The 18151-nt window shown below is 41.7% G+C and carries 20 protein-coding genes and 1 rRNA gene; 11 read left to right on the top strand and 10 right to left on the bottom strand.

The genetic code is table 11. The features are described from left to right. Nucleotides 1-4 precede the first annotated feature (4 nt). Nucleotides 5-649, bottom strand: coding sequence for a HEPN domain-containing protein (locus tag FTV31_RS08740; RefSeq protein ID WP_180014317.1), 645 nt, complete (start codon nt 647-649; stop codon nt 5-7). A gap of 294 nt (nt 650-943) precedes the next feature. Between FTV31_RS08740 and dusA the strand changes: the two genes are divergently transcribed. Next, nucleotides 944-1966 (top strand): tRNA dihydrouridine(20/20a) synthase DusA, encoded by a 1023-nt coding sequence (gene dusA / locus FTV31_RS08735; protein ID WP_180014315.1) that lies wholly within the window; start codon nt 944-946, stop codon nt 1964-1966. 49 nt (nt 1967-2015) lie between these two features. Here the strand turns inward: dusA and FTV31_RS08730 are convergent, their stop codons facing one another. Continuing rightward, on the bottom strand, nt 2016-2528 hold the full coding sequence (locus FTV31_RS08730; protein ID WP_166135648.1) for a hypothetical protein: 513 nt from the start codon (nt 2526-2528) through the stop codon (nt 2016-2018). Between the two features lie 222 nt (nt 2529-2750). Next, nucleotides 2751-4025: a bifunctional phosphopantothenoylcysteine decarboxylase/phosphopantothenate--cysteine ligase CoaBC gene (gene coaBC / locus FTV31_RS08725; RefSeq protein ID WP_159123089.1), complete on the bottom strand. Its 1275-nt coding sequence runs from the start codon at nt 4023-4025 to the stop codon at nt 2751-2753. Nucleotides 4026-4138: 113 nt separating this feature from the next. Here coaBC and radC point away from each other — a divergent pair, with 113 nt between their 5' ends. Beyond that, a complete protein-coding gene (gene radC / locus FTV31_RS08720; protein ID WP_180014313.1) occupies nt 4139-4834 on the top strand; it encodes a DNA repair protein RadC in 696 nt (231 codons plus the stop codon). Nucleotides 4835-4905: 71 nt separating this feature from the next. Further along, nucleotides 4906-5817, top strand: coding sequence for a bestrophin family protein (locus FTV31_RS08715; protein ID WP_004783652.1), 912 nt, complete (start codon nt 4906-4908; stop codon nt 5815-5817). Nucleotides 5818-5895: 78 nt separating this feature from the next. Here FTV31_RS08715 and FTV31_RS08710 read toward each other — a convergent pair whose 3' ends face one another. Next, on the bottom strand, nt 5896-6747 hold the full coding sequence (locus tag FTV31_RS08710) for a PHP domain-containing protein (RefSeq protein WP_180014311.1): 852 nt from the start codon (nt 6745-6747) through the stop codon (nt 5896-5898). A gap of 44 nt (nt 6748-6791) precedes the next feature. Here FTV31_RS08710 and FTV31_RS08705 point away from each other — a divergent pair, with 44 nt between their 5' ends. From FTV31_RS08705 to mnmC, 4 genes are read left to right on the top strand one after another with little or no spacing between them, the layout of a single operon-like run. Further along, a complete protein-coding gene (locus tag FTV31_RS08705; protein ID WP_005233839.1) occupies nt 6792-7403 on the top strand; it encodes a septation protein IspZ in 612 nt (203 codons plus the stop codon). A gap of 28 nt (nt 7404-7431) precedes the next feature. Next, the gene (locus FTV31_RS08700; protein WP_180014309.1) at nt 7432-7734 is read left to right on the top strand and encodes a YciI family protein; all 303 of its coding nucleotides are present in this window, start codon (nt 7432-7434) and stop codon (nt 7732-7734) included. A gap of 5 nt (nt 7735-7739) precedes the next feature. Beyond that, nucleotides 7740-8249 carry a hypothetical protein gene (locus tag FTV31_RS08695; RefSeq protein ID WP_180014307.1) on the top strand — a complete coding sequence of 170 codons (510 nt, stop codon included), beginning with the start codon at nt 7740-7742 and terminating at the stop codon, nt 8247-8249. Nucleotides 8250-8288: 39 nt separating this feature from the next. Beyond that, entirely contained in the window at nt 8289-10196 is a 1908-nt protein-coding gene (mnmC, locus tag FTV31_RS08690; RefSeq protein WP_180014305.1) for an FAD-dependent 5-carboxymethylaminomethyl-2-thiouridine(34) oxidoreductase MnmC, read from the top strand. A 160-nt stretch (nt 10197-10356) separates the two neighbouring features. Here the strand turns inward: mnmC and FTV31_RS08685 are convergent, their stop codons facing one another. Continuing rightward, the gene (locus tag FTV31_RS08685) at nt 10357-10671 is read right to left on the bottom strand and encodes a rhodanese-like domain-containing protein (protein WP_005233835.1); all 315 of its coding nucleotides are present in this window, start codon (nt 10669-10671) and stop codon (nt 10357-10359) included. A 91-nt stretch (nt 10672-10762) separates the two neighbouring features. Between FTV31_RS08685 and FTV31_RS08680 the strand changes: the two genes are divergently transcribed. Together FTV31_RS08680 and FTV31_RS08675 are read left to right on the top strand one after the other, a co-directional pair. After that, nucleotides 10763-11251 (top strand): YajQ family cyclic di-GMP-binding protein, encoded by a 489-nt coding sequence (locus FTV31_RS08680; RefSeq protein ID WP_004783667.1) that lies wholly within the window; start codon nt 10763-10765, stop codon nt 11249-11251. A 27-nt stretch (nt 11252-11278) separates the two neighbouring features. Continuing rightward, complete coding sequence (locus FTV31_RS08675; protein WP_180014303.1) at nt 11279-11782, top strand: DUF4442 domain-containing protein; 504 nt, start codon at nt 11279-11281, stop codon at nt 11780-11782. Between the two features lie 57 nt (nt 11783-11839). Here FTV31_RS08675 and FTV31_RS08670 read toward each other — a convergent pair whose 3' ends face one another. The 3 genes from FTV31_RS08670 to FTV31_RS08660 all read right to left on the bottom strand — a co-directional run bounded on the left by FTV31_RS08670 (nt 11840) and on the right by FTV31_RS08660 (nt 13618). After that, a complete protein-coding gene (locus tag FTV31_RS08670; protein WP_171523022.1) occupies nt 11840-12211 on the bottom strand; it encodes an acyl-CoA thioesterase in 372 nt (123 codons plus the stop codon). 75 nt (nt 12212-12286) lie between these two features. Beyond that, nucleotides 12287-12721 (bottom strand): thioredoxin TrxC, encoded by a 435-nt coding sequence (trxC, locus tag FTV31_RS08665; RefSeq protein ID WP_004783672.1) that lies wholly within the window; start codon nt 12719-12721, stop codon nt 12287-12289. Beyond that, entirely contained in the window at nt 12722-13618 is an 897-nt protein-coding gene (locus tag FTV31_RS08660) for an alpha/beta hydrolase (RefSeq protein WP_034170861.1), read from the bottom strand. A gap of 125 nt (nt 13619-13743) precedes the next feature. Here FTV31_RS08660 and FTV31_RS08655 point away from each other — a divergent pair, with 125 nt between their 5' ends. After that, nucleotides 13744-14079, top strand: coding sequence for a TIGR01244 family sulfur transferase (locus FTV31_RS08655; RefSeq protein WP_004783676.1), 336 nt, complete (start codon nt 13744-13746; stop codon nt 14077-14079). A 217-nt stretch (nt 14080-14296) separates the two neighbouring features. Here FTV31_RS08655 and FTV31_RS08650 read toward each other — a convergent pair whose 3' ends face one another. Beyond that, nucleotides 14297-16297 (bottom strand): hypothetical protein, encoded by a 2001-nt coding sequence (locus tag FTV31_RS08650; protein ID WP_180014301.1) that lies wholly within the window; start codon nt 16295-16297, stop codon nt 14297-14299. Nucleotides 16298-16453: 156 nt separating this feature from the next. On the opposite strand from FTV31_RS08650, the gene FTV31_RS08645 reads away from it, so the two are divergent. Further along, nucleotides 16454-17851, top strand: a complete 1398-nt coding sequence (locus FTV31_RS08645) for a dihydrolipoyl dehydrogenase (RefSeq protein ID WP_180014299.1) — start codon at nt 16454-16456, stop codon at nt 17849-17851. 196 nt (nt 17852-18047) lie between these two features. Here FTV31_RS08645 and rrf read toward each other — a convergent pair. Then, nucleotides 18048-18151, bottom strand: a 5S ribosomal RNA gene (rrf, locus tag FTV31_RS08640); the annotation flags it as partial.

Raw genomic sequence — 18151 nt, 5'->3', positions numbered from 1 at the left:
AAATTTAGCTGACTTGTACCACGGGATAATAAGGTTTACCGGAATCCCAAGTTGCTGCATTGTCTAAAAGGATGCAGATAAAAGTGGGCAGTAACCCGGCCAAAACCCGACAGCTGTCTTGTAGCTGCTTTATATTAAATGAACTTTGATAAGTCGCACCGCCCTGCATAAGCTGATAATGCAAAGTGGAAAGACGGTTAAAAATCACCAATAAAATTTCACTTAAATTCCGTTCCTGTACAGCCTTTTGTATTTTCTGCTGTTGCTGGTCTAATGCTTCACGACAGCTTTCCAGACTGACTTTATGATGACGATAATCCCAGAAACCTTGATCGGTATAAGGGCTATCCAACAGTGCAGAAATTGGCTGGCTGTATTTTTCCCAGACAATATGCTGAAGTTTTCGTTCCACATCTTTTTGACAGAGGGTTTCCAGAAATTGATGTAGGCTTCGTTGATCCTGACGAACCTCTGTTTCTTGTGCATAAATCGAATTAAAACTAATCCACAGGCTAATAAACTTAAACTCTAATTCCTGATCCAACTCTAATGCTTTTTTAAACCAGCTAAGTCCCCGTTGAATCCGTAAATTAAAATAGTCTGAATGCTGAGGTTTTTTGCTTTTATAAATCTCCTCCAACATGAGCATCGTTATTCTCCTTATTTATCTCGTTTTCTTTATCTTAATCTTAAATATCTCAAAATATAGCATTGCAGAATGACTGGGAGTTTATTTTTTCCGTTCCCACAGTTTCTCTTGTTAAATATCTTTATTGGAATGACAGTTATAGTTCCTCATGCAGTTCAGCCTTTGGTCATGCAAATTTTATGCTAGTATTACGCCCTCTTTTTGCAGTACTGCTTTTTTGAGCAGATTTCCAGCAATTCCCGCTCATTCTTGTACTGCTATTACTCTTCCATTTCATTTAAGGCGTGATTTTGAATGACTGATCTCAGCACCATTGAAAACAAACTTCAACCTCGCATCAGTGTTGCGCCGATGATGGACTGGACCACCAAAGATTATCGTTTCTTTGCGCGCCTGTTTAATCCAAATGTCATTTTATATACCGAGATGGTGACGACAGGCGCCATCATTCATGGCGATGCCAAACGTCATCTGGACTTCAATCAAGAAGAGCATCCAATTGTGTTACAGCTCGGCGGTTCAAATCCTCAAGATCTGGCAACTTGTACTAAAATGGCTCAGGACTGGGGATATAACGAAGTTAACCTGAATGTCGGCTGTCCGAGTGATCGGGTACAGAATAATAAAATCGGTGCCTGCCTGATGGCCGAACCTGATCTGGTCGCAGAATGTATTGATGCAATGCGTAATGCCGTTGATATTCCGGTGAGTGTGAAACACCGCATTGGTATTGATGACATGCATTCTTATGAAGAAATGCTGCATTTTGTGGATACGGTTGCCAAAACCGGTTGCGATAACTTTATTGTACATGCCCGAATTGCTTTACTCCAAGGTCTTTCGCCTAAAGAAAACCGTGAAATCCCGCCACTGCGCTATGAAGATGTTTACCGTCTGAAGCAGGACCGGCCGGAACTGACCATTGAAATTAATGGCGGGATTAAAACCTACGCAGACACGCTTGAACATCTCAAGCATGTTGATGGCGTGATGATTGGCCGCGAAGCCTATCACAACCCGTACCTGTTAGCCGAGCTGGGTCAACTATGGAATCTCGAAGCACCGGACCGTTTTGAGATTATGCAACAGATGCTGCCTTATATTGCCCAACGTATGACTGAAGGTGCACCATTGTCGATTATTACCCGTCATATTTTAGGTTTATTTCAGAACTTACCAGGTGCACGTAAATGGCGTCAGGCTTTAAGCGGTGGCAATGCCAAAACGCTAAAAGATATAGAAACAGCATTATTGAATATTCAGGAAGCCATGCAGCGCACTGAAGATTATCTGCGTGAACATCAAGTTCAGCCTTAAAATCAAAAAGCCCCGAGATCCGGTGCTTTTTTATGACCTAAAATAAAAATTAGTGGGTATAGGCCGTAATATTTCCGACCGGAATCGGTTCTTCATCATAGGAAGCCGCTTGCAGAACAGGCTCTGTAACTGGACGGACATCTGGCCCTAACTCAATATTGGTAGGTTCATGCACAGGTTCCAGATCATCAAGTGATGAGGCCAACTGTTCCAGTTCACGATCCAGTTGCTGACGATATTTTTCAATCTCGATTTCATCGATAAAGGCAAAAGCATCATCTTCAATGGCCCAGCTATAACCACCATTCACCTTTGAAATTTTAACGTTAATGGGATATTCATTACCCTGATAATTCAGATGTGAAACTGCTTCAAACTCATTGCCTTTGCGATGGCGGATTTTTACATTTACTACAGTCAGACGATAATGCTGATAATTCGGATTGGCATTAAATTCTTGCTGCATTTGTCCTTGAATATTTCTGGCCAGTTCATCAATCGATACAAAATAGCTGCATCCAGCCAGACAGGCGATCATCAATATCATTATGATTTTTTTCATCCCGCCCCCTTGTGTTCTCTCACTGCTTTACAGATGTGTAAAACTTTTCATCTTTGGATTATTCTGTGATCCATTTTATACTTTTTTTAAATAAATGAATAAATAAATCCTTAGTCTATAAAGTCGTTTTTATTTTTATGTTGTACTGGCTTTTTAACTTCATGGTAAAAAACCCTATAAAAAAGCCCTGAACCAGTCAGGGCTTTAATCGTCATTTAAAACTTAAAAATCATCTTCTGCAGCAGGATCATGGTGCAAGGCATCATGGATCGCTTCAACCAGTTGCTGGGCAATTTCCTGTTTAGAGGCTTTGTCCAGATCACGCTTATCCAGATGATAGTGTTCGGCAAAGAATACCGTCATGGCATTTTCATCGGATGCAAAGCCAATATCCGCACGCGAAACATCATTGCAGGCAATCATATCCAGTTTTTTCGCCACCAGTTTACCCGCTGCATATTCTTCAATATTTCGGGTTTCTGCAGCAAAGCCTACCATAAATGGACGTTTTTCCTGCTGTGCGATGGTCGCCACAATATCCGGATTCTTTATTAAAGCGACATTCAGCTCATCGCCTGCTTTCTTGATTTTATGCTCGGCTACCTGTGCGACACGATAATCAGCTACTGCAGCGGTCGCAATGAAGATGTCACAACCCTGCTCCAGCATCTGCATGCTTTCATTCAGCATTTGCACTGCCGAAGAAACATTTTTACGTTTGACGCCATTTGGGGTATCTAGGCTCACCGGACCAGCAATCAGGGTGACATTCGCTCCAGCTGCATAACAGGCTGCTGCCAATGCAAAACCCATTTTCCCGGTACTATGGTTGGAAATATAACGTACCGGGTCAATCGCTTCACGGGTCGGACCAGCTGTAATCGTGACTTGCTTACCCGCCAGCATGCCAAATTTTTCTGCAATCGCGCGCTGAGCTTTATGGAAATATTCTGTGACCTGACGTGCCAGCTCTTCCGGCTCCGGCATACGGCCCAAGCCTACATCACCACAAGCTTGTGAACCGGCATCCGGCATAATCACATGTACGCCATCTTCAATCAAAGTCGCAAGATTACGCTGGGTTGCTTTGGCAGCCCACATCTGCTGGTTCATGGCTGGTGCGACCCAGACCGGTGCATTGGTTGCCAGATACAAAGTGCTCAGCAAATCATCTGCAAGGCCTGCTGCAAATTTTGCCAGCGTGTCGCAGCTGGCTGGCGCAACCAATAACAGATCAGCCCAACGTGCCAGCTCAATATGCCCCATGCCCGCTTCAGCTTCAGGATCCAGCAACTCGGTATGTACCGGATTGCCTGACAAGGCTTGAAAGGTCAAAGGGGTAATGAAAGCCTGTGCGCCTTGAGTCATGACAACCCGCACATTAAACCCGGCATCTTTCAGACGGCGAACCAGAATGGCACTTTTATAGGCAGCAATACCGCCAGTGACTGCTAAAATGATATTTTTATGAGGAATTACACTTAGATCAAAGCTCACGAACAGCTTACCTTTCTGTTGCAGTGGGGCTCACAATAGCATTAAATAATTGCATTCCCAAGAGATCAGCTTCAGGGAAAACTCATAATTCATAATAAATAAGTCTAATAACTATGCAATTTTCAATCAAAAACTGGCCTGAACTGGAACGGCCGCGGGAACGTTTAATTCAATATGGGGCAGAAAGTTTATCTGATGCAGAACTGCTGGCCATTTTTCTCCGATCAGGTTCACAACAGCATTCAGCCGTAGAATTAGCCCGGCTACTGATTCAACATTTTGGCCATTTAACTGCTTTACTTGATGCACCTTTAAAAGAAGTTAGCCAGTTTCATGGCATGGGCATTAGCAAATATACCCAACTGATGGCGGTTAAAGAATTAGGACGGCGTTATATTGCCGAGCATCTTAAACAGGATGCCTTAGAACTGAGTAATTCAAATAGACTGCGGGATTATTTACGTTTCGAATTACTGGGGGAAAATCAGGAAGTGTTCGCGGTCCTGTGTCTGGACGCCAGTTTAAGGAAAATTGCATTTAAAAAGCTGTTTTATGGTTCTGTGAATGCATGTGATATTTCGATTAATCAGTTGCTCCGATATGCCATTACGCAACAGGCAACTTCAATTGTGATTGCGCATAATCATCCCTTGGGCCAAGCCACTCCTTCTAAAGCTGACCTGTATCTGACCCGCCAGATTCAGCAGGCATGTCGACTGGTCGATATCCGTTTAATTGACCATTGCATCATTGCTCTGGAAGGCAGTTTTTCCTTTGCTGAGCAGCAACTCATCAAACCTGAAGTCTAAGGGGGAATAGCACTTGACAAAGCAGCTACAACTCAAGAAGATCATGAAAAAAATTGTGATGATTCCAATAAATGATCGTACGCGACCAGCAGAACGTTTTTAAATTATTATTTTCCTGGCGAGGAACGATTTTACCTAAGGTTTTACCTCCTTTAGGTGTGGTCATGCTGATTTCAGCCATTATTGGTGGTTTTTCACGTGTAGGTTATTTTCATTTTCCAGAACTCCCTCTCGTCGGCTTTACTCTCATCGGCGTGGTGCTGTCTATCTTTCTCGGATTTAAAAATACCGCCTGTTATGACCGCTGGTGGGAAGCACGTAAACTCTGGGGTATTCTGATTGCCAATGCACGTCATTTTGACCGGGACTGCCGGATGTTGTCTCAAGGCCGTCGTGAACGTGTCATTCAGCACGTCATCGTTTTCGCAAATGTCCTGCGTGACCGTCTACGCCATCAGACAGCCAATCCGACTGAACTGGTGGAAACCAGTGGGATGAGCCAGCAGGCAATTACCCAGCTCTATCAACAGGCCAATGCACCGCAATATACCTTGAGCCTGATTCAATGGGAGCTGATGCAGGCTCTCAAAGAAGGTGAAATCTCTGACATCATTTATATGCAGATGAATAATCATGTCGCAGAACTCAGTATTGTGCAGACAGGTTGTGACCGAATTGCGACGACTCCTTTACCTTTTGCTTATTCAGTTCTGCTGAATCGTACTGTTTATTTCTTCTGTTTTATTTTGCCGTTTAGCCTTGGTGCCACATTAGGTTTATTCACTCCTTTTCTGGTCGGCATTCTCGCTTATACCTTCCTAGGACTGGACGCTTTAAGTTCAGAAATTGAAGAGCCTTTTGGTACCCAAAGCAATGACTTACCACTTGACTCTATGGTTCGTACTATTGAAATTGAACTCTTGGGAACTTTAGGTAAACCGACACCTCCGCCGATTCAGGCTCAAGATAATAATTTGCTTTAATAGATTATCTCTCTTATCAAAAGAGGGAATTCTTTCATACTGGGATGGGTAGCAGTGTTGCGACTGCTGCTTAACTCATTAAACAAAACTCTCCCAAATTCCAACCTGTCCTGGTTTTAGGCTTGGCACCTGACCGAGTTTAACCCAGGGCATATTGTCGCCATGAAAATCACTTCCTATTGATACTTTAAGGCTTTGCTCTGCAATCATCCGGTCGACCATCTGACGGGTTGAACTTGGATCAATGGTTGGCGGTAACTCCACCGCATCTCCACCAAACTTGGCGAAGATCTCAATCAGATAGCGAATATTGGTGGCTGACAAATCATAACGGGTTGGATGCGCCAACACGGCAAAGCCACCGCTGTCATGAATCACCTGAATGGTTTCTTCCAGGCCCAGACCATCAAATTTGACGTAGGCCTTTTTACCTTCCTTGATGTACTTATCAAAGGCCTGTTGGGGACGAGTCACAATGCCTTTTTCTACCAGCGTTTTGGCAATATGAGTTCGGGTAACCCGATCAGGAATATTGTCGACTTTGGCAATCACGTCAGCATAAATATCCTGACCAATTAAAGGAACCAGAAGGTCACAGATCTGTTTAGAGCGTTCGGCACGAATGATCTTCTGCTGATTGAGGGCTTTTTGTAACGGCTCAGGATTCTGAACATTGAGTGCCACAATATGCACGCCATAATTTTTCTTGGTCGCTGGACGTGACCATTGGCTGGAAATCTCGACTCCAGAAATTATCTTAATCTCATGATTTTTGGCAGCTTCTTCAGCCAACACTAAACCGTCCATAGTGTCATGATCAGTCAGGGCCAAAGTATGGATAAGTTTGTCCGCAGCCGCTTCGACCAATTGCTGAGGACTCAAAGTTCCATCAGAAATATTACTATGTGTATGTAAATCTACGCCGTGCATCTCTATACTATGACATTTATTTGATCAGATTTAGATACTCTAACATGAAAGCACTTTTAGACTTTGTGCCACTCATTATTTTCTTTTATTTATATAAAACTGTAGATCCAAAAGACACTGACCATCAACTTTTACAATTGATCGGTTCTGCGGGGGGTGTCGACAATAACAATATTCTCGTTGCAACTACGGGTCTGATCATTTCCATGCTGGTGGTCTATGGTGCGTTATTTGTCATGCAAAAATTCCGCCTAGACAAACAGCAATGGATCGTTCTGTTTATGACAGTGATCTTCGGTGGGATCACCCTGATGCTCAGCGATGATTTCTATATCCGTCTTAAAGCAGTTCTATTAAATCTGGTTTTTGCTGGTGTCTTCCTGTTATCGCCATGGTTTAGCAAAGATAAGAAGCCACTCATCCAGCGCCTGTTTGGTCCGGTATTTAATTTGAGCGCCAAAGGCTGGCTTAAATTGAACTATGCCTGGGTCGGTATGTTTACTCTCATGTCATTTCTGCACACATTCTTCGCCTATTTATGGATGGATGGAAAATATTGGGGCGAATTTACTGCATTCGGTGACATGATTGTGATGTTTTCCTTTATCATTATTCAGTTTATTGTATTGCGCAAATACTTTAGAACAGCTGAATAAGTCCAACTACAAACGATAGAGAGTCATCATGCCATTATTCGTCGTTAGCTGTACCGACCGGGAAGGTACAGTTGAGAAACGCCTTGCGATTCGTCCACAGCATCTTGCACGTCTGGAACAGTTAGATGCTGAAGGTCGTCTGATTGTTGCAGGTGCCATGCCTAAAGATCCAGCCAATTCGCAAGCCGGTTTCTATGGCAGCACCATCATCGTTGATTTTGACAGTCGTGAAGCGCTGGATGCATGGTTACAGGATGAGCCATTCCTGAAAGAAGGCGTGTACGCGCATATTGATGTGAAACCATTTAATAAAGCATTTCCTAAAGGATAAGGTTCATGCGCGCTGTTACCGCCAGTTTCATTGGCTTTTGTTTCATGATTCCTTCTGCCTGGGCTGTTGAAGTTTCTGCCCCGGCTACACAGCCAGCAGTTGCTCCTGTACAAGCTGTTACCACACAAGCACCTGCTCAGGGCGCTTCTGCACAGCAGGCTGGAATTATTCCAGCAGTTGCGACAACAGCTCAGACAGTTCAGCCAACTGAAAAAAAGCCGCTCACTGCAGAAGAAATTGCTAAGCAGAAAGCCCAGCAAGATGCCAAAGTCAAAGCTTTAGTCAAAGATCAAGCAACGCGTCTACAGCAACTGGAAAAAGCCAATCTGGAAGCCCTGTCACAAAATCAGGAATTACAGCTCAAGAACGACAATCTGGGGGTTCAGGTACAGGTCCTGCAAAGTGAACGTAGTGCCCAGATGTTTCTCTATGGCGCGGCAACTTTGGCAGTCGGTGTATTACTTGGCTTTCTGATTGCGAGCTATGTTTATACCAAACGTCGCCGTCAGTGGTAATCTATAAGCCATCCAAATATCTTTAAGGTTGTACCCGTTTTGTCGCATGCAATTCAAACTGCCGATCTGGATTGGCAATTGGTGGATGGCATTGATGTGCCTGTGTCCAAGCAATTTGGTGATGTATATTTTTCCAAAGACAATGGATTGCTGGAAACCCGGCATGTCTTTTTGAATGGTAATGACCTTAGTACCCGCCTTGCCGAATTAAAACCTTTTGCATATTTCTGTGTCGGTGAAACGGGTTTTGGTACGGGTTTAAATATTCTGGCGTTATGGCAACTCTGGCAACAGGTTCGTCCGGATAACCAAAGCCATCTGCATGCGATTTCAGTAGAAAAATTTCCGCTTTCTAGAGCAGATTTAGTCCGTGCCTTAAATGCCTGGCCAGAATTGAAACCACTAGCAGATCAACTCATCTCCCAATATCCAATGCCGATTGCCGGTTGTCATCGTCTCAGCTTTCCTGAAGAGCGTTTCAGTCTGGACCTGTGGCTGGGAGATGCACATGATGTCTTTCCTGTCATTGAAAAAACTGCACCCGTTAATGCTTGGTTTCTGGATGGCTTCGCTCCTTCGTGCAATCCGGACATGTGGGAAGAAAATGTTTTAAATAACATCGTGCGTTTATCCGAGATCGGAACGACTTTTGCTTCTTTCAGTGTTGCAGGTGTGTTAAAGCGTGGTTTAAAACAGCATGGAATCTCTATTTCCCGTCCATGTGGATTTGGCCATAAACGTGAAATGCTGAAAGCGATCTGGAATCCTGTTGAAGAAAATAAAGGTAATGAAACAGCTTTAGAACAGGAAATTGTTCAAAAAAAAACTGAACCCGATCTAGAGCGTCCTACCAGACCTCGTCAAATCGCTGTGATTGGCGCTGGAATCGCAGGTTTAAGTACAGCATGGGCATTTGCTCATCGTGGTCATCAAGTCACGATTTACGACCAGTCAGCGCCGCTTTCAGGTGGTTCCGGCAATCCCCTTGCTCTGCTTAATCCTAAACTGTGTCCAGTTGAGCAAAGTGCTGAACATCTGATGACGGTGGCCTGGCAGCATGCCTTAAATCATTATCAGAAATTTAAAGCTTTTCGCTCAATTCAGGTCAATCAGCTTGCCTTAAAAAATCCTGAACAGCTTTTAGGATTGGCAGATGAATATCCCGCAGAAATTCTTGCTGCTCAAAGTGCAACAGACCAAGAGATTCAAACTGAATTTCCAGCTTTAAAACTATTAGCAGCGGGTGCAGTTTTACCCCATCAACTGCGTGATGAAATTTTGCAGCATCCTCTTATTCAGTATAAACAAGCCAAAATTAGTCATATTGAGGCTGCTGAACAACCTGAGTTATTTGCAGATCAGCAATCCTTAGGCAAGTTTGATCACATCGTTGTATGTACCGCGCGTGATACGCAACAGTTCTTTAAAAATTATCCAGTCTTGAAACCAATTCGCGGACAGGTCAGCTGGGTCAATAATCAAGATCAGCCCTTAAATCAGGATACAGCCTATAGTTATGGCGGTTACTGTATGCAACTCAATCCAGAACAACTGATTTTGGGTGCTTCATTCTATCCGGGTCGGGATGATGCAGAAGTCTTAATAGAAGATCATGTGCATAATTATGAACTTATCCACAGTGTCTTTCCTGAATATGCACAGTTATTACCCTCTACCGAAACCTGGCAAGGTCGAGCAGCAGTACGCGCCCAGAGTCAGGATTATTTTCCCTTGCTCGGTAAGATGAATGTAGATCAAGAAGTTTACAGTTTTGCGGGTCTTGGCTCTAAAGGTTTTCTATTTGCACCACTGTGTAGTGAAATTCTGGCAGCCCAGATTTTGGGAGAAGCCTGCCCCGCACCTTCAAACTTGGTAAAAAAACTCGACGTAACACGTTTTCAAAAGAAGGTAAAAGCCAAGAAGCCTTATTTTAAGCCTCAAAATTAAAGAGCTCCTCCCTTTAATAAAGAGTGAGGAACACTGTTCCGCAAGGGAGGAAGTTTTAGAAAGAGTTTAATTCCCCTAAATCCTCCTTTAAAGAAGGGGGACTTTGAAGAAATCCAGACAACAAAAAAGCGCCCTTAGGCGCTTTTTTTCACAAGGTCAATTATGCACCTTGTTCCAGTGGCATACCTGCATCACGAGCAGCACGAGTACCACCCATCAGGATGACATATTCACGTGAGCTGTCAAAACCTTCTAACTTTTCAGCTGCACGTGGAGCTTTACTCCCACCACCACATAAAATGTAAATCGGTTGATCCGCTGACACCTGAGTCAGGCTGTCTGCTGAAAGATCGTTAATGGGCTGATTGACCGCCCCTTTCACGTGTGCTTCAGCATAAGCACTTGCATCTCGTACATCCCAGATTACAGCATTTTCTGGGAACTCAAATGTTGTAATTTCTTGTTTACGGATCATTGCGCACTCCTTTGATGTAAACAACACTTGGCAAATTAAGAAAACATCCCTAGCATCTCAGATATTCTTTCCCTTTGTAAAGGTCTAAACTATGCCTTCTTTCGATATTGTTTCTGAATTAGAAATTTTTGAAGTAAATCATGCAGTTCAAAATACCCAAAAAGAGATTGCAACCCGCTTCGATTTCCGTGGACAGGATGTTTCTATTGAACTAAATGAAAAAAACAAGGAAATCAAAATTAGCACAGAAAGTGATTTCCAATGTGAGCAAGTGTATACCATGCTGGAAAACCATTTCTTCAAGCGTAAAGTGGATATTCAGGCGCTAGATCCACAAAAAATGACCGCTTCAGGCAAAAATGTAGTTCAAGTGATCAAGCTTAAAGATGGCCTTGACTCAGATACGGCGAAAAAAATTAATAAGGCCATTAAAGAAAGCGGCATTAAAGTGCAATCTTCAATTCAGGGTGACAAGATTCGTGTGACTGATAAAAAACGCGATACCTTGCAACAAGTCATGGCATTCCTGAAAGAACAACAATTCGGTCTGCCTTTACAGTTCAACAACTTTAAAGACTAAGATATCTCAACGTCTGAAGATGGAATTATGACAAAGAGCAACCGACTGACCAGACTGGTCAAAGCGACATCAAGATTACCGCAAGGTATACGTACTGCTTTATTAAGTAAGACCTTTGGCCGAGTGGTTCCAATGGTTGGCTCTGCCAAGATTCGCTATCAGGAAATCAGTGCAGCCAAAGTTGTGGTGAGTATGGCCAATCATAAGGCCATGCAGAACCATATCGGTCAGATTCATGCCTGTGCGATGGCACTGCTGGCAGAAACAGCAACCGGCTTTGTGACTGCGATGAATGTACCTGACAGCGCAGTGGTTCTGATTAAAAGCCTAAAAGTGGACTTTAAGCGTCCAACCAAAGGTGCCATGACTGCGGTGGCTACGTTGACTCCTGAACAGCAGCAATTGATGCAAAGTTCAGAAAAAGGTGAAACGCTAGTACAAGTTATTGTAACTGATGAATCTGGTGAAGCACCGATTCAATGTGAAATGCTCTGGGCTTGGATTGCCAAGAACCAGTTGAAGCCAGGCTAATTTCAATACAGACAAAAAAATCCCAGATTATTGATCTGGGATTTTTTATTTAATGAATTATGAGTTCTGCTGAGATTCTGCAAATTTCTGTTTTGCTTCATCCGGAATTGGACGTTTATTGCCTTTGACATCCACTGCGACAAAGGTAAATACCCCTTCAGTCACGCGTACAGGTGCACGTGAGTTATCATGACTGTCCCATACTTCGATTTGCATCTGGATTGAAGTATTACCGACTTTTAGAATTTTGGTATAGCAGCTAATGACATCGCCGACTTTCACAGGAACCAGGAAGGTCATCTGGTTAATCGAAATCGTTGCACAGCGTCCTTTACTAAAGCGCTCTGCATGAATTGCTCCCGCCAAGTCCATTTGTGAAACAATCCAGCCACCAAATACATCTCCACTCCAGTTGGTATCCGCAGGCATTGCAATCGTCTGCAGGGAAAGTACTCCCTCTGGTTTAATATGAGAATCTGTCACTTGAACTCCAGGCTTTTTAAATTAGGATTGAGCATTATTTAACTGCTGATCAAGCCACTTTTGTAGTTCGCTTGAACGTAATGCACCGCTTATTCTAGCAATTTCATTGGTTTTATTCATCAAAACCAGCGTCGGAATACTACGTACATTAAATGCTGAGCTTAATCGCGGATTGGCTTCGGTATCAATTTTAGCAAATACCACTTGTGGATTTTCTTTTGCTACAGCAGCAAAATGCGGTGCCATCATTTTACATGGACCACACCAGTCTGCCCATAGATCAATCAGGATGGGAAGATCACTATGGGTGACAAACTGACTAAAGTTCTGTTCATTTAGCTCAATCGGCGCTAATGGAACTAAAGCTTGATGACACTGACCACATGCTGGATCGGCCGTTAATTTTTCTTCAGGCACACGATTTTTAGCCTGGCAATTCGGGCATACAATGATCATCTAGCGCACTCCAATATGTTGGTGTAAGAATTCTAATTGGGTCGAGACTGCTTTTTCAAACCATTCACCATGATAAATATCAAAATGCCGCATATTCCACTCATGATATTGTACAAATGGTGCAATATTGGTTGCGGTTTCCCGACTGGCTTCAATGGGAATCAGGCTGTCTTGTTGTGCTGCGATAAACAGGACAGGAATAGTGATTTTGCGGACTTCCTGAATAGGACGATATCGCATCAATTTAAAGAATACCCGGGCTGGGATATGACCACTCCAGTAATAATCTGGATTCACAATGGATAGATATCCTTCATAACTGTCTTGTGTCGGCATAAAACAGAGTTCATGACGATCAACCACCGGCAAGGTCTTGGGCGCCATTCCTACCTTTGCCCCCATATAATCCTGACTGGAAATCTTCAGGGCTTTGGGCAATTGCTGCAAAGGATAAAGTTTGGCACTTTCTGCACCATCAACAAAGGGTACCTGTACCATTACCGCCTGAATATTTTTTAGTTCTGCGGCCAATGTCAGTACATGCCCGCCACTCAATGCTGTTCCCCATAATACAATCCGTTTAGCATCAATGGATTTACGTGCCTGCAAATGCTGAATCATTGTACGCCAGTCTTCAAGTTGAGCACCGATCGATACCAGTTCACGCGGACGCCCGGTACTGCCTCCCCAATAGCGATAATCAAACAGAACCACCGCATAACCTGCACTGGCAAAACGTTGGGCATATTGTACCAGTTTAAAATGACGTAAAGCAGCCAGGCCATGAGCCATCAAGATCACAGCTGGTTTGTCAATCTGTTGAGGACGATAGAAATCCGCAGCAATCACTTCCTGACCGCTTTTGACATACAGTGGTTCGACTGTATAGGCGTACATACGCGCTCCATTGCGTTATTTTATAGTTGTAATCGTTTATAAATTTTTCAGAACTAGGCCATCATGTTTTCAGCTTAATGCTATCATAAAGCATATCAAGATAAATGACATAATGGAGTGACATCATGAGCGAAAATGTAGGCTTTGCTGGCCAAATTGGTCCTGAACATATCTCTCAAGTAGTTGAAAAAGGTTTTAAATCAATTATCAATAACCGTCCAGATATGGAAGGTGGCCCTGAACAGCCAACCAGCGTACAAATTGAGGAAGCTGCTCGTAGTGCAGGTCTGGATTATGTCTTCCAGCCTGTAGTTGCCGGCCAGATTACCGAGCTTGATGTGCGCACCTTTGCTAACCATTATAACGAATTACCAAAACCGATCTTGATGTTCTGCCGTACAGGAAATCGCTCCAACAATTTATATCAGCTGGCGAAACAGATGGATCTGCTGGATGATTAAGATATTTGGGGGAGATGTACTTTTAGTCAACATCTCCTTTTAATTTCAGAGATCGACCTATGAATAAATTCTTACTGGTTATATGTTGCAGTCTTGCATTGATGGGTTGTAGTTCCATGAATTTTAAGCCTACTGTGGGTGTCAGTATGGGAACTTCTATTTAATTTTTTGAATTTTAGCTTTCATAAAAAAACAGCGCCGAAGCGCTGTTTTTTTATTAATTAAGAATATATTCTTTCTTACGTACTTTTCCATTTGGCGCAGTAATACTTAAAATCAGACTATCGCGTTCATCACAATCTTTAAGCTTATATTCATAATAAACTTGAGAACTTGTTTTAAAGCTATTAGGAGTTAAAAGATTAAATACATTTGGCACTGTAGCGTTTCCGCTCCATAACTCTGCAGTACATGATTTTTCATTATCTTTAGTATTATCTTCAGCAGTCACTGATACTACTGTTCCTGTTGGCATTGGTACTGATTGAGCATTATTACCAAAAACATTAAAACTGAATTTAGCTCTATCTGTAATTTTCTCATCTACTACAGTAGGGGTGTCGTAGCTGAAAGCAAATACTAACTGTTGACGTATTACTGCTTGCAAATTCTGATTACAAGTACCTTGTATATTAGGCTGTGTGATACTACTTGGTGTACAAGTATTACCGATGGCACCTCTCTTATATAAAAACTCACCAAGCGCATTTTCAAAGATATTATTTTCATTATCATCGCGGAAAAAATCACCAATGTTACTAGTTAATTCATCAATACCCGCTGTATATAAATTATCTGAGTTCTTGTCGATATAAGATTTATCCCCTTCAACATACGCTAATACTGTTACACGATTGTCAGCAGGACGTGGATCTTGTGTTTGTAATTCCACACTGCATTCGCCATTCACAGTTGAACAGTTTGGTGTAATACTACCACCCTCTGTATTAAAACTTACGACTGTACCATCTGGTACTTTATTTCCTACACGATCACGTAGTCGAGCTGTGATAGTAGCTTTATCCCCATCTACATTCCACTGTAAAGCATTTTTACTTACAGAAAGACTAAAACCATTTTGTGTTACACGGCCTGTTGCTACTGAAACATCTTTAGATAATGCAGTAACCTGTGAGTCACTTACTAAAGTCGCCTTAATTTCTACAGGGCCAGGAATACTTCCTGGGAATACATCAACAATAACTCGCCCTTGATCATCAGACTTAATTACTTTACTTGTTTTATTATTTAAAGAAACAAATGAAAAATCATTTGGTGCGTAAACTAACTCAACGTTCACATCCTGATTGCGTGCAGGAATGTTGTTTGAATATACTGTAAATTCAACTTTTCCAGATGAACTTGATCCACTACTTAGAATGCCTAATTTTAACTCTCCAGAAGTATAAACTATGGAGTTTGCCTTAATCGCATTAATATTCACATTTTGAGTTGTAGTGACAGCCCCATTGTTTGCTAAAAGTGTTAATTTTTGAGTACCAGTACATAATTGACCACCGCTTGAAATAGCAGTATAGATAGTTTCAACAATCCCTTGATTAGAAAAAATTTCATTCGTGCTAAATGTTCCACATTCAGCTTCAAAGTTAACCTTAATATTGTTTAAAAGTGCACCAGTATTTTTATCAACAGTATTTGCAGTTAATCTAACTGAGCCACCCGCTTCAATTGATGTACTTTCTAATTTAACGTTATCAAACTTAGTTTGTAATTGACCAATAGTGAAGTTTGTTGCCGCGGATTGAGCAGTATTTTCATTCATCTCAGCTGCAGCTGAAATTTTATACGCACCTGTTATTTGATCATCAGCTGGTTTAATTGCAATGACAGCGACACCATTCATATCTGTCAATACAGAAGCATTGCTAGTACTAAATGCAATTCCTTCACCTGAAAAAGTAACTAATACACCACTTAAAGGTAATTTATTTTCATCTGTCACTTTAACCTGCGCAATAGCACCAGCACTTGTAATTACTGTAGTTATTTTGCCATTCTCATCAATGATTTCTACATTACTAATATTAAGTTTAAAAACTTCAGGATTTTCAATACCATTATCTGAACCTCCCCCAGTATTACCAGAATTTGATCCACTGTTATTATAATATCCGTCACTACCACCGCCGCCGCAGCCGGCCAACATTAGTGCCAAAGTAAGAGCAGATAACTTCGTACTTAATTGTTTACTAATCATTTAAATCCCCAAATTCCTCTATCTTTAGAGTTTGTTATCAATCTTTATTTAATTATGCGTTATGTAACCACAGTTAAGCTTTTATGTAAATAAAGGTAAGCCAAATGTTTTATATGCTAGCTTATAACAATCAAATAAATTTGATAAGAGCAATAAATGTACGATTTAATCATCATCGGCGCAGGCACAGCAGGAATCAGTGCCTATAAAGAAGCTATTAAGCATACCCAAAATATTTTAATTATTAATGCCGGTTCATGGGAGACTACATGTGCTCGTGTAGGCTGTATGCCGAGCAAGCTTCTGATTTCTTCTGCTAACCGTATGCATGAGGTTGAAACCGCAGAAAACCTCGGACTACAACACGACGCAGTAATAAATACCTCAGCTGTCATGGATCGCTTACATAAGCTTCGTGATCATTATATTCGGGCCACTTTAAAAGAAGTAGAACAATGGGATTCAGCCCATAAGTTATCTGGTCACGCCAAATTTACTAATGCTCAAACAGTTCAAGTAGAGGGAAAATCTTATCAAGCTAAAAGTTTTATTATTGCAGTAGGCTCTCGACCAAATTTTGATGCTACCTTAAAAGATAAAATAAGCGATAAACTCCTGACATCTGATGAAATCTTTGAGCTTTCATATTTGCCCAAATCCTTAGCAGTGATTGGTAGTGGCGTTATTGCAATTGAATTGGCTCAAGCCATGCAACGTTTAGGGGTGCGTACTACTATATTTACTCGTAGTCAGAAAATAGGTGCACTCACCAGCCCAACTTTACAAGCATTGGTTAGAGAGCAGTTAAATAACGAGCTAGATATCAAATTTAAAACGTTACCAAATCAAGTCAAACTCCTTAATAATCAGGTGAAAATTGACTATATAAAGAATAATCAAAAGCAAAGTATTGAAGTAGATTATGTACTCTCAGCCACTGGTCGTAGCTCTAATTTAGATCGATTAGATTTGGAAAAAATTAATTCTGAATTTCAAGAGGTTAGAAAACTACCTATTAATAAAAAAACCAAGCAATTAGAAAACTTGCCTATTTTTATTGTTGGAGATGCAGCCCCTGATGCCCCAATTCAACATGAAGCTGCCCATAATGGTAAAGAAGTGGTCCAAAATTGCTTAAATTTTCCAGATGTTCAGCCTATTTCTGTCCTAACTCCTTTGGCAATCGTATTTAGCCAACCAGAAATGGCGATTATTGGACAAAGTTTCAAACAGCTAGAAGAGAAAAATACGGAATATATTAGAGGCTTTGTATCTTATGAAAGACAGGGACGCGCGTTAATTCTTTCAGAAAATAAAGGTGGGGCTGAAGTATATATAGATAAAATGTCAGGAAAATTATTAGGTGCTGAATTATTCTGCCCTCAAGCCGAACATCTAGCACACATACTAGCCTGGATGATTGATGCAGAGCAGGATATTCATCAGATTCTGGCAAAGCCTTACTATCATCCGACTTTAGAAGAAGGGCTAAGAACAGCATTTAAACATGCTCGTCGTCAGCTTGATCAACAGGAAGTAATTGACAATTCTTAAATATCTTAAAGAAGGATAGATAAAATTTAATTACTTCAAACAATATGGTGCAGCTAATAGCTCTGAAGTTTTGGCTGCACCTTGTTACTCTTTAACTCTTTTTTTAGATCATAAAGTGTCAATAGAAAAATCTATAACCATGAAATCCCACGCATAAAAAAGCCCTCTGCGTGAGCAGAGGGCTTTTGGAATAATGAGCTGGCGATGACTTACTCTCACATGGGAGACCCCACACTACCATCAGCGCTAAGAGGTTTCACTTCTGAGTTCGGGAAGGGATCAGGTGGTTCACTCTTGCTA

It is taken from the genome of Acinetobacter sp. YH16031 (assembly GCF_013417335.1).
GTDB lineage: Bacteria > Pseudomonadota > Gammaproteobacteria > Pseudomonadales > Moraxellaceae > Acinetobacter.
This window is presented reverse-complemented; position numbering and strand designations above follow the sequence as displayed.

Excerpts from the sequence above, each read along its gene's own strand:
- FTV31_RS08650 (WP_180014301.1), bottom strand. The coding sequence starts at position 16,297 with ATGATTAGTAAACAATTAAGTACGAAGTTATCTGCTCTTACTTTGGCA.
- FTV31_RS08670 (WP_171523022.1), bottom strand. The coding sequence starts at position 12,211 with ATGCCTGCGGATACCAACTGGAGTGGAGATGTATTTGGTGGCTGGATT.
- dusA (WP_180014315.1), top strand. The coding sequence starts at position 944 with ATGACTGATCTCAGCACCATTGAAAACAAACTTCAACCTCGCATCAGT.
- FTV31_RS08710 (WP_180014311.1), bottom strand. The coding sequence starts at position 6,747 with ATGCACGGCGTAGATTTACATACACATAGTAATATTTCTGATGGAACT.
- FTV31_RS08675 (WP_180014303.1), top strand. The coding sequence starts at position 11,279 with ATGACAAAGAGCAACCGACTGACCAGACTGGTCAAAGCGACATCAAGA.
- FTV31_RS08685 (WP_005233835.1), bottom strand. The coding sequence starts at position 10,671 with ATGATCCGTAAACAAGAAATTACAACATTTGAGTTCCCAGAAAATGCT.
- FTV31_RS08655 (WP_004783676.1), top strand. The coding sequence starts at position 13,744 with ATGAGCGAAAATGTAGGCTTTGCTGGCCAAATTGGTCCTGAACATATC.
- FTV31_RS08645 (WP_180014299.1), top strand. The coding sequence starts at position 16,454 with ATGTACGATTTAATCATCATCGGCGCAGGCACAGCAGGAATCAGTGCC.
- FTV31_RS08740 (WP_180014317.1), bottom strand. The coding sequence starts at position 649 with ATGCTCATGTTGGAGGAGATTTATAAAAGCAAAAAACCTCAGCATTCA.
- FTV31_RS08715 (WP_004783652.1), top strand. The coding sequence starts at position 4,906 with ATGATCGTACGCGACCAGCAGAACGTTTTTAAATTATTATTTTCCTGG.
- FTV31_RS08680 (WP_004783667.1), top strand. The coding sequence starts at position 10,763 with ATGCCTTCTTTCGATATTGTTTCTGAATTAGAAATTTTTGAAGTAAAT.
- FTV31_RS08730 (WP_166135648.1), bottom strand. The coding sequence starts at position 2,528 with ATGAAAAAAATCATAATGATATTGATGATCGCCTGTCTGGCTGGATGC.
- FTV31_RS08660 (WP_034170861.1), bottom strand. The coding sequence starts at position 13,618 with ATGTACGCCTATACAGTCGAACCACTGTATGTCAAAAGCGGTCAGGAA.
- radC (WP_180014313.1), top strand. The coding sequence starts at position 4,139 with ATGCAATTTTCAATCAAAAACTGGCCTGAACTGGAACGGCCGCGGGAA.
- trxC (WP_004783672.1), bottom strand. The coding sequence starts at position 12,721 with ATGATCATTGTATGCCCGAATTGCCAGGCTAAAAATCGTGTGCCTGAA.
- FTV31_RS08695 (WP_180014307.1), top strand. The coding sequence starts at position 7,740 with ATGCGCGCTGTTACCGCCAGTTTCATTGGCTTTTGTTTCATGATTCCT.
- FTV31_RS08700 (WP_180014309.1), top strand. The coding sequence starts at position 7,432 with ATGCCATTATTCGTCGTTAGCTGTACCGACCGGGAAGGTACAGTTGAG.
- FTV31_RS08705 (WP_005233839.1), top strand. The coding sequence starts at position 6,792 with ATGAAAGCACTTTTAGACTTTGTGCCACTCATTATTTTCTTTTATTTA.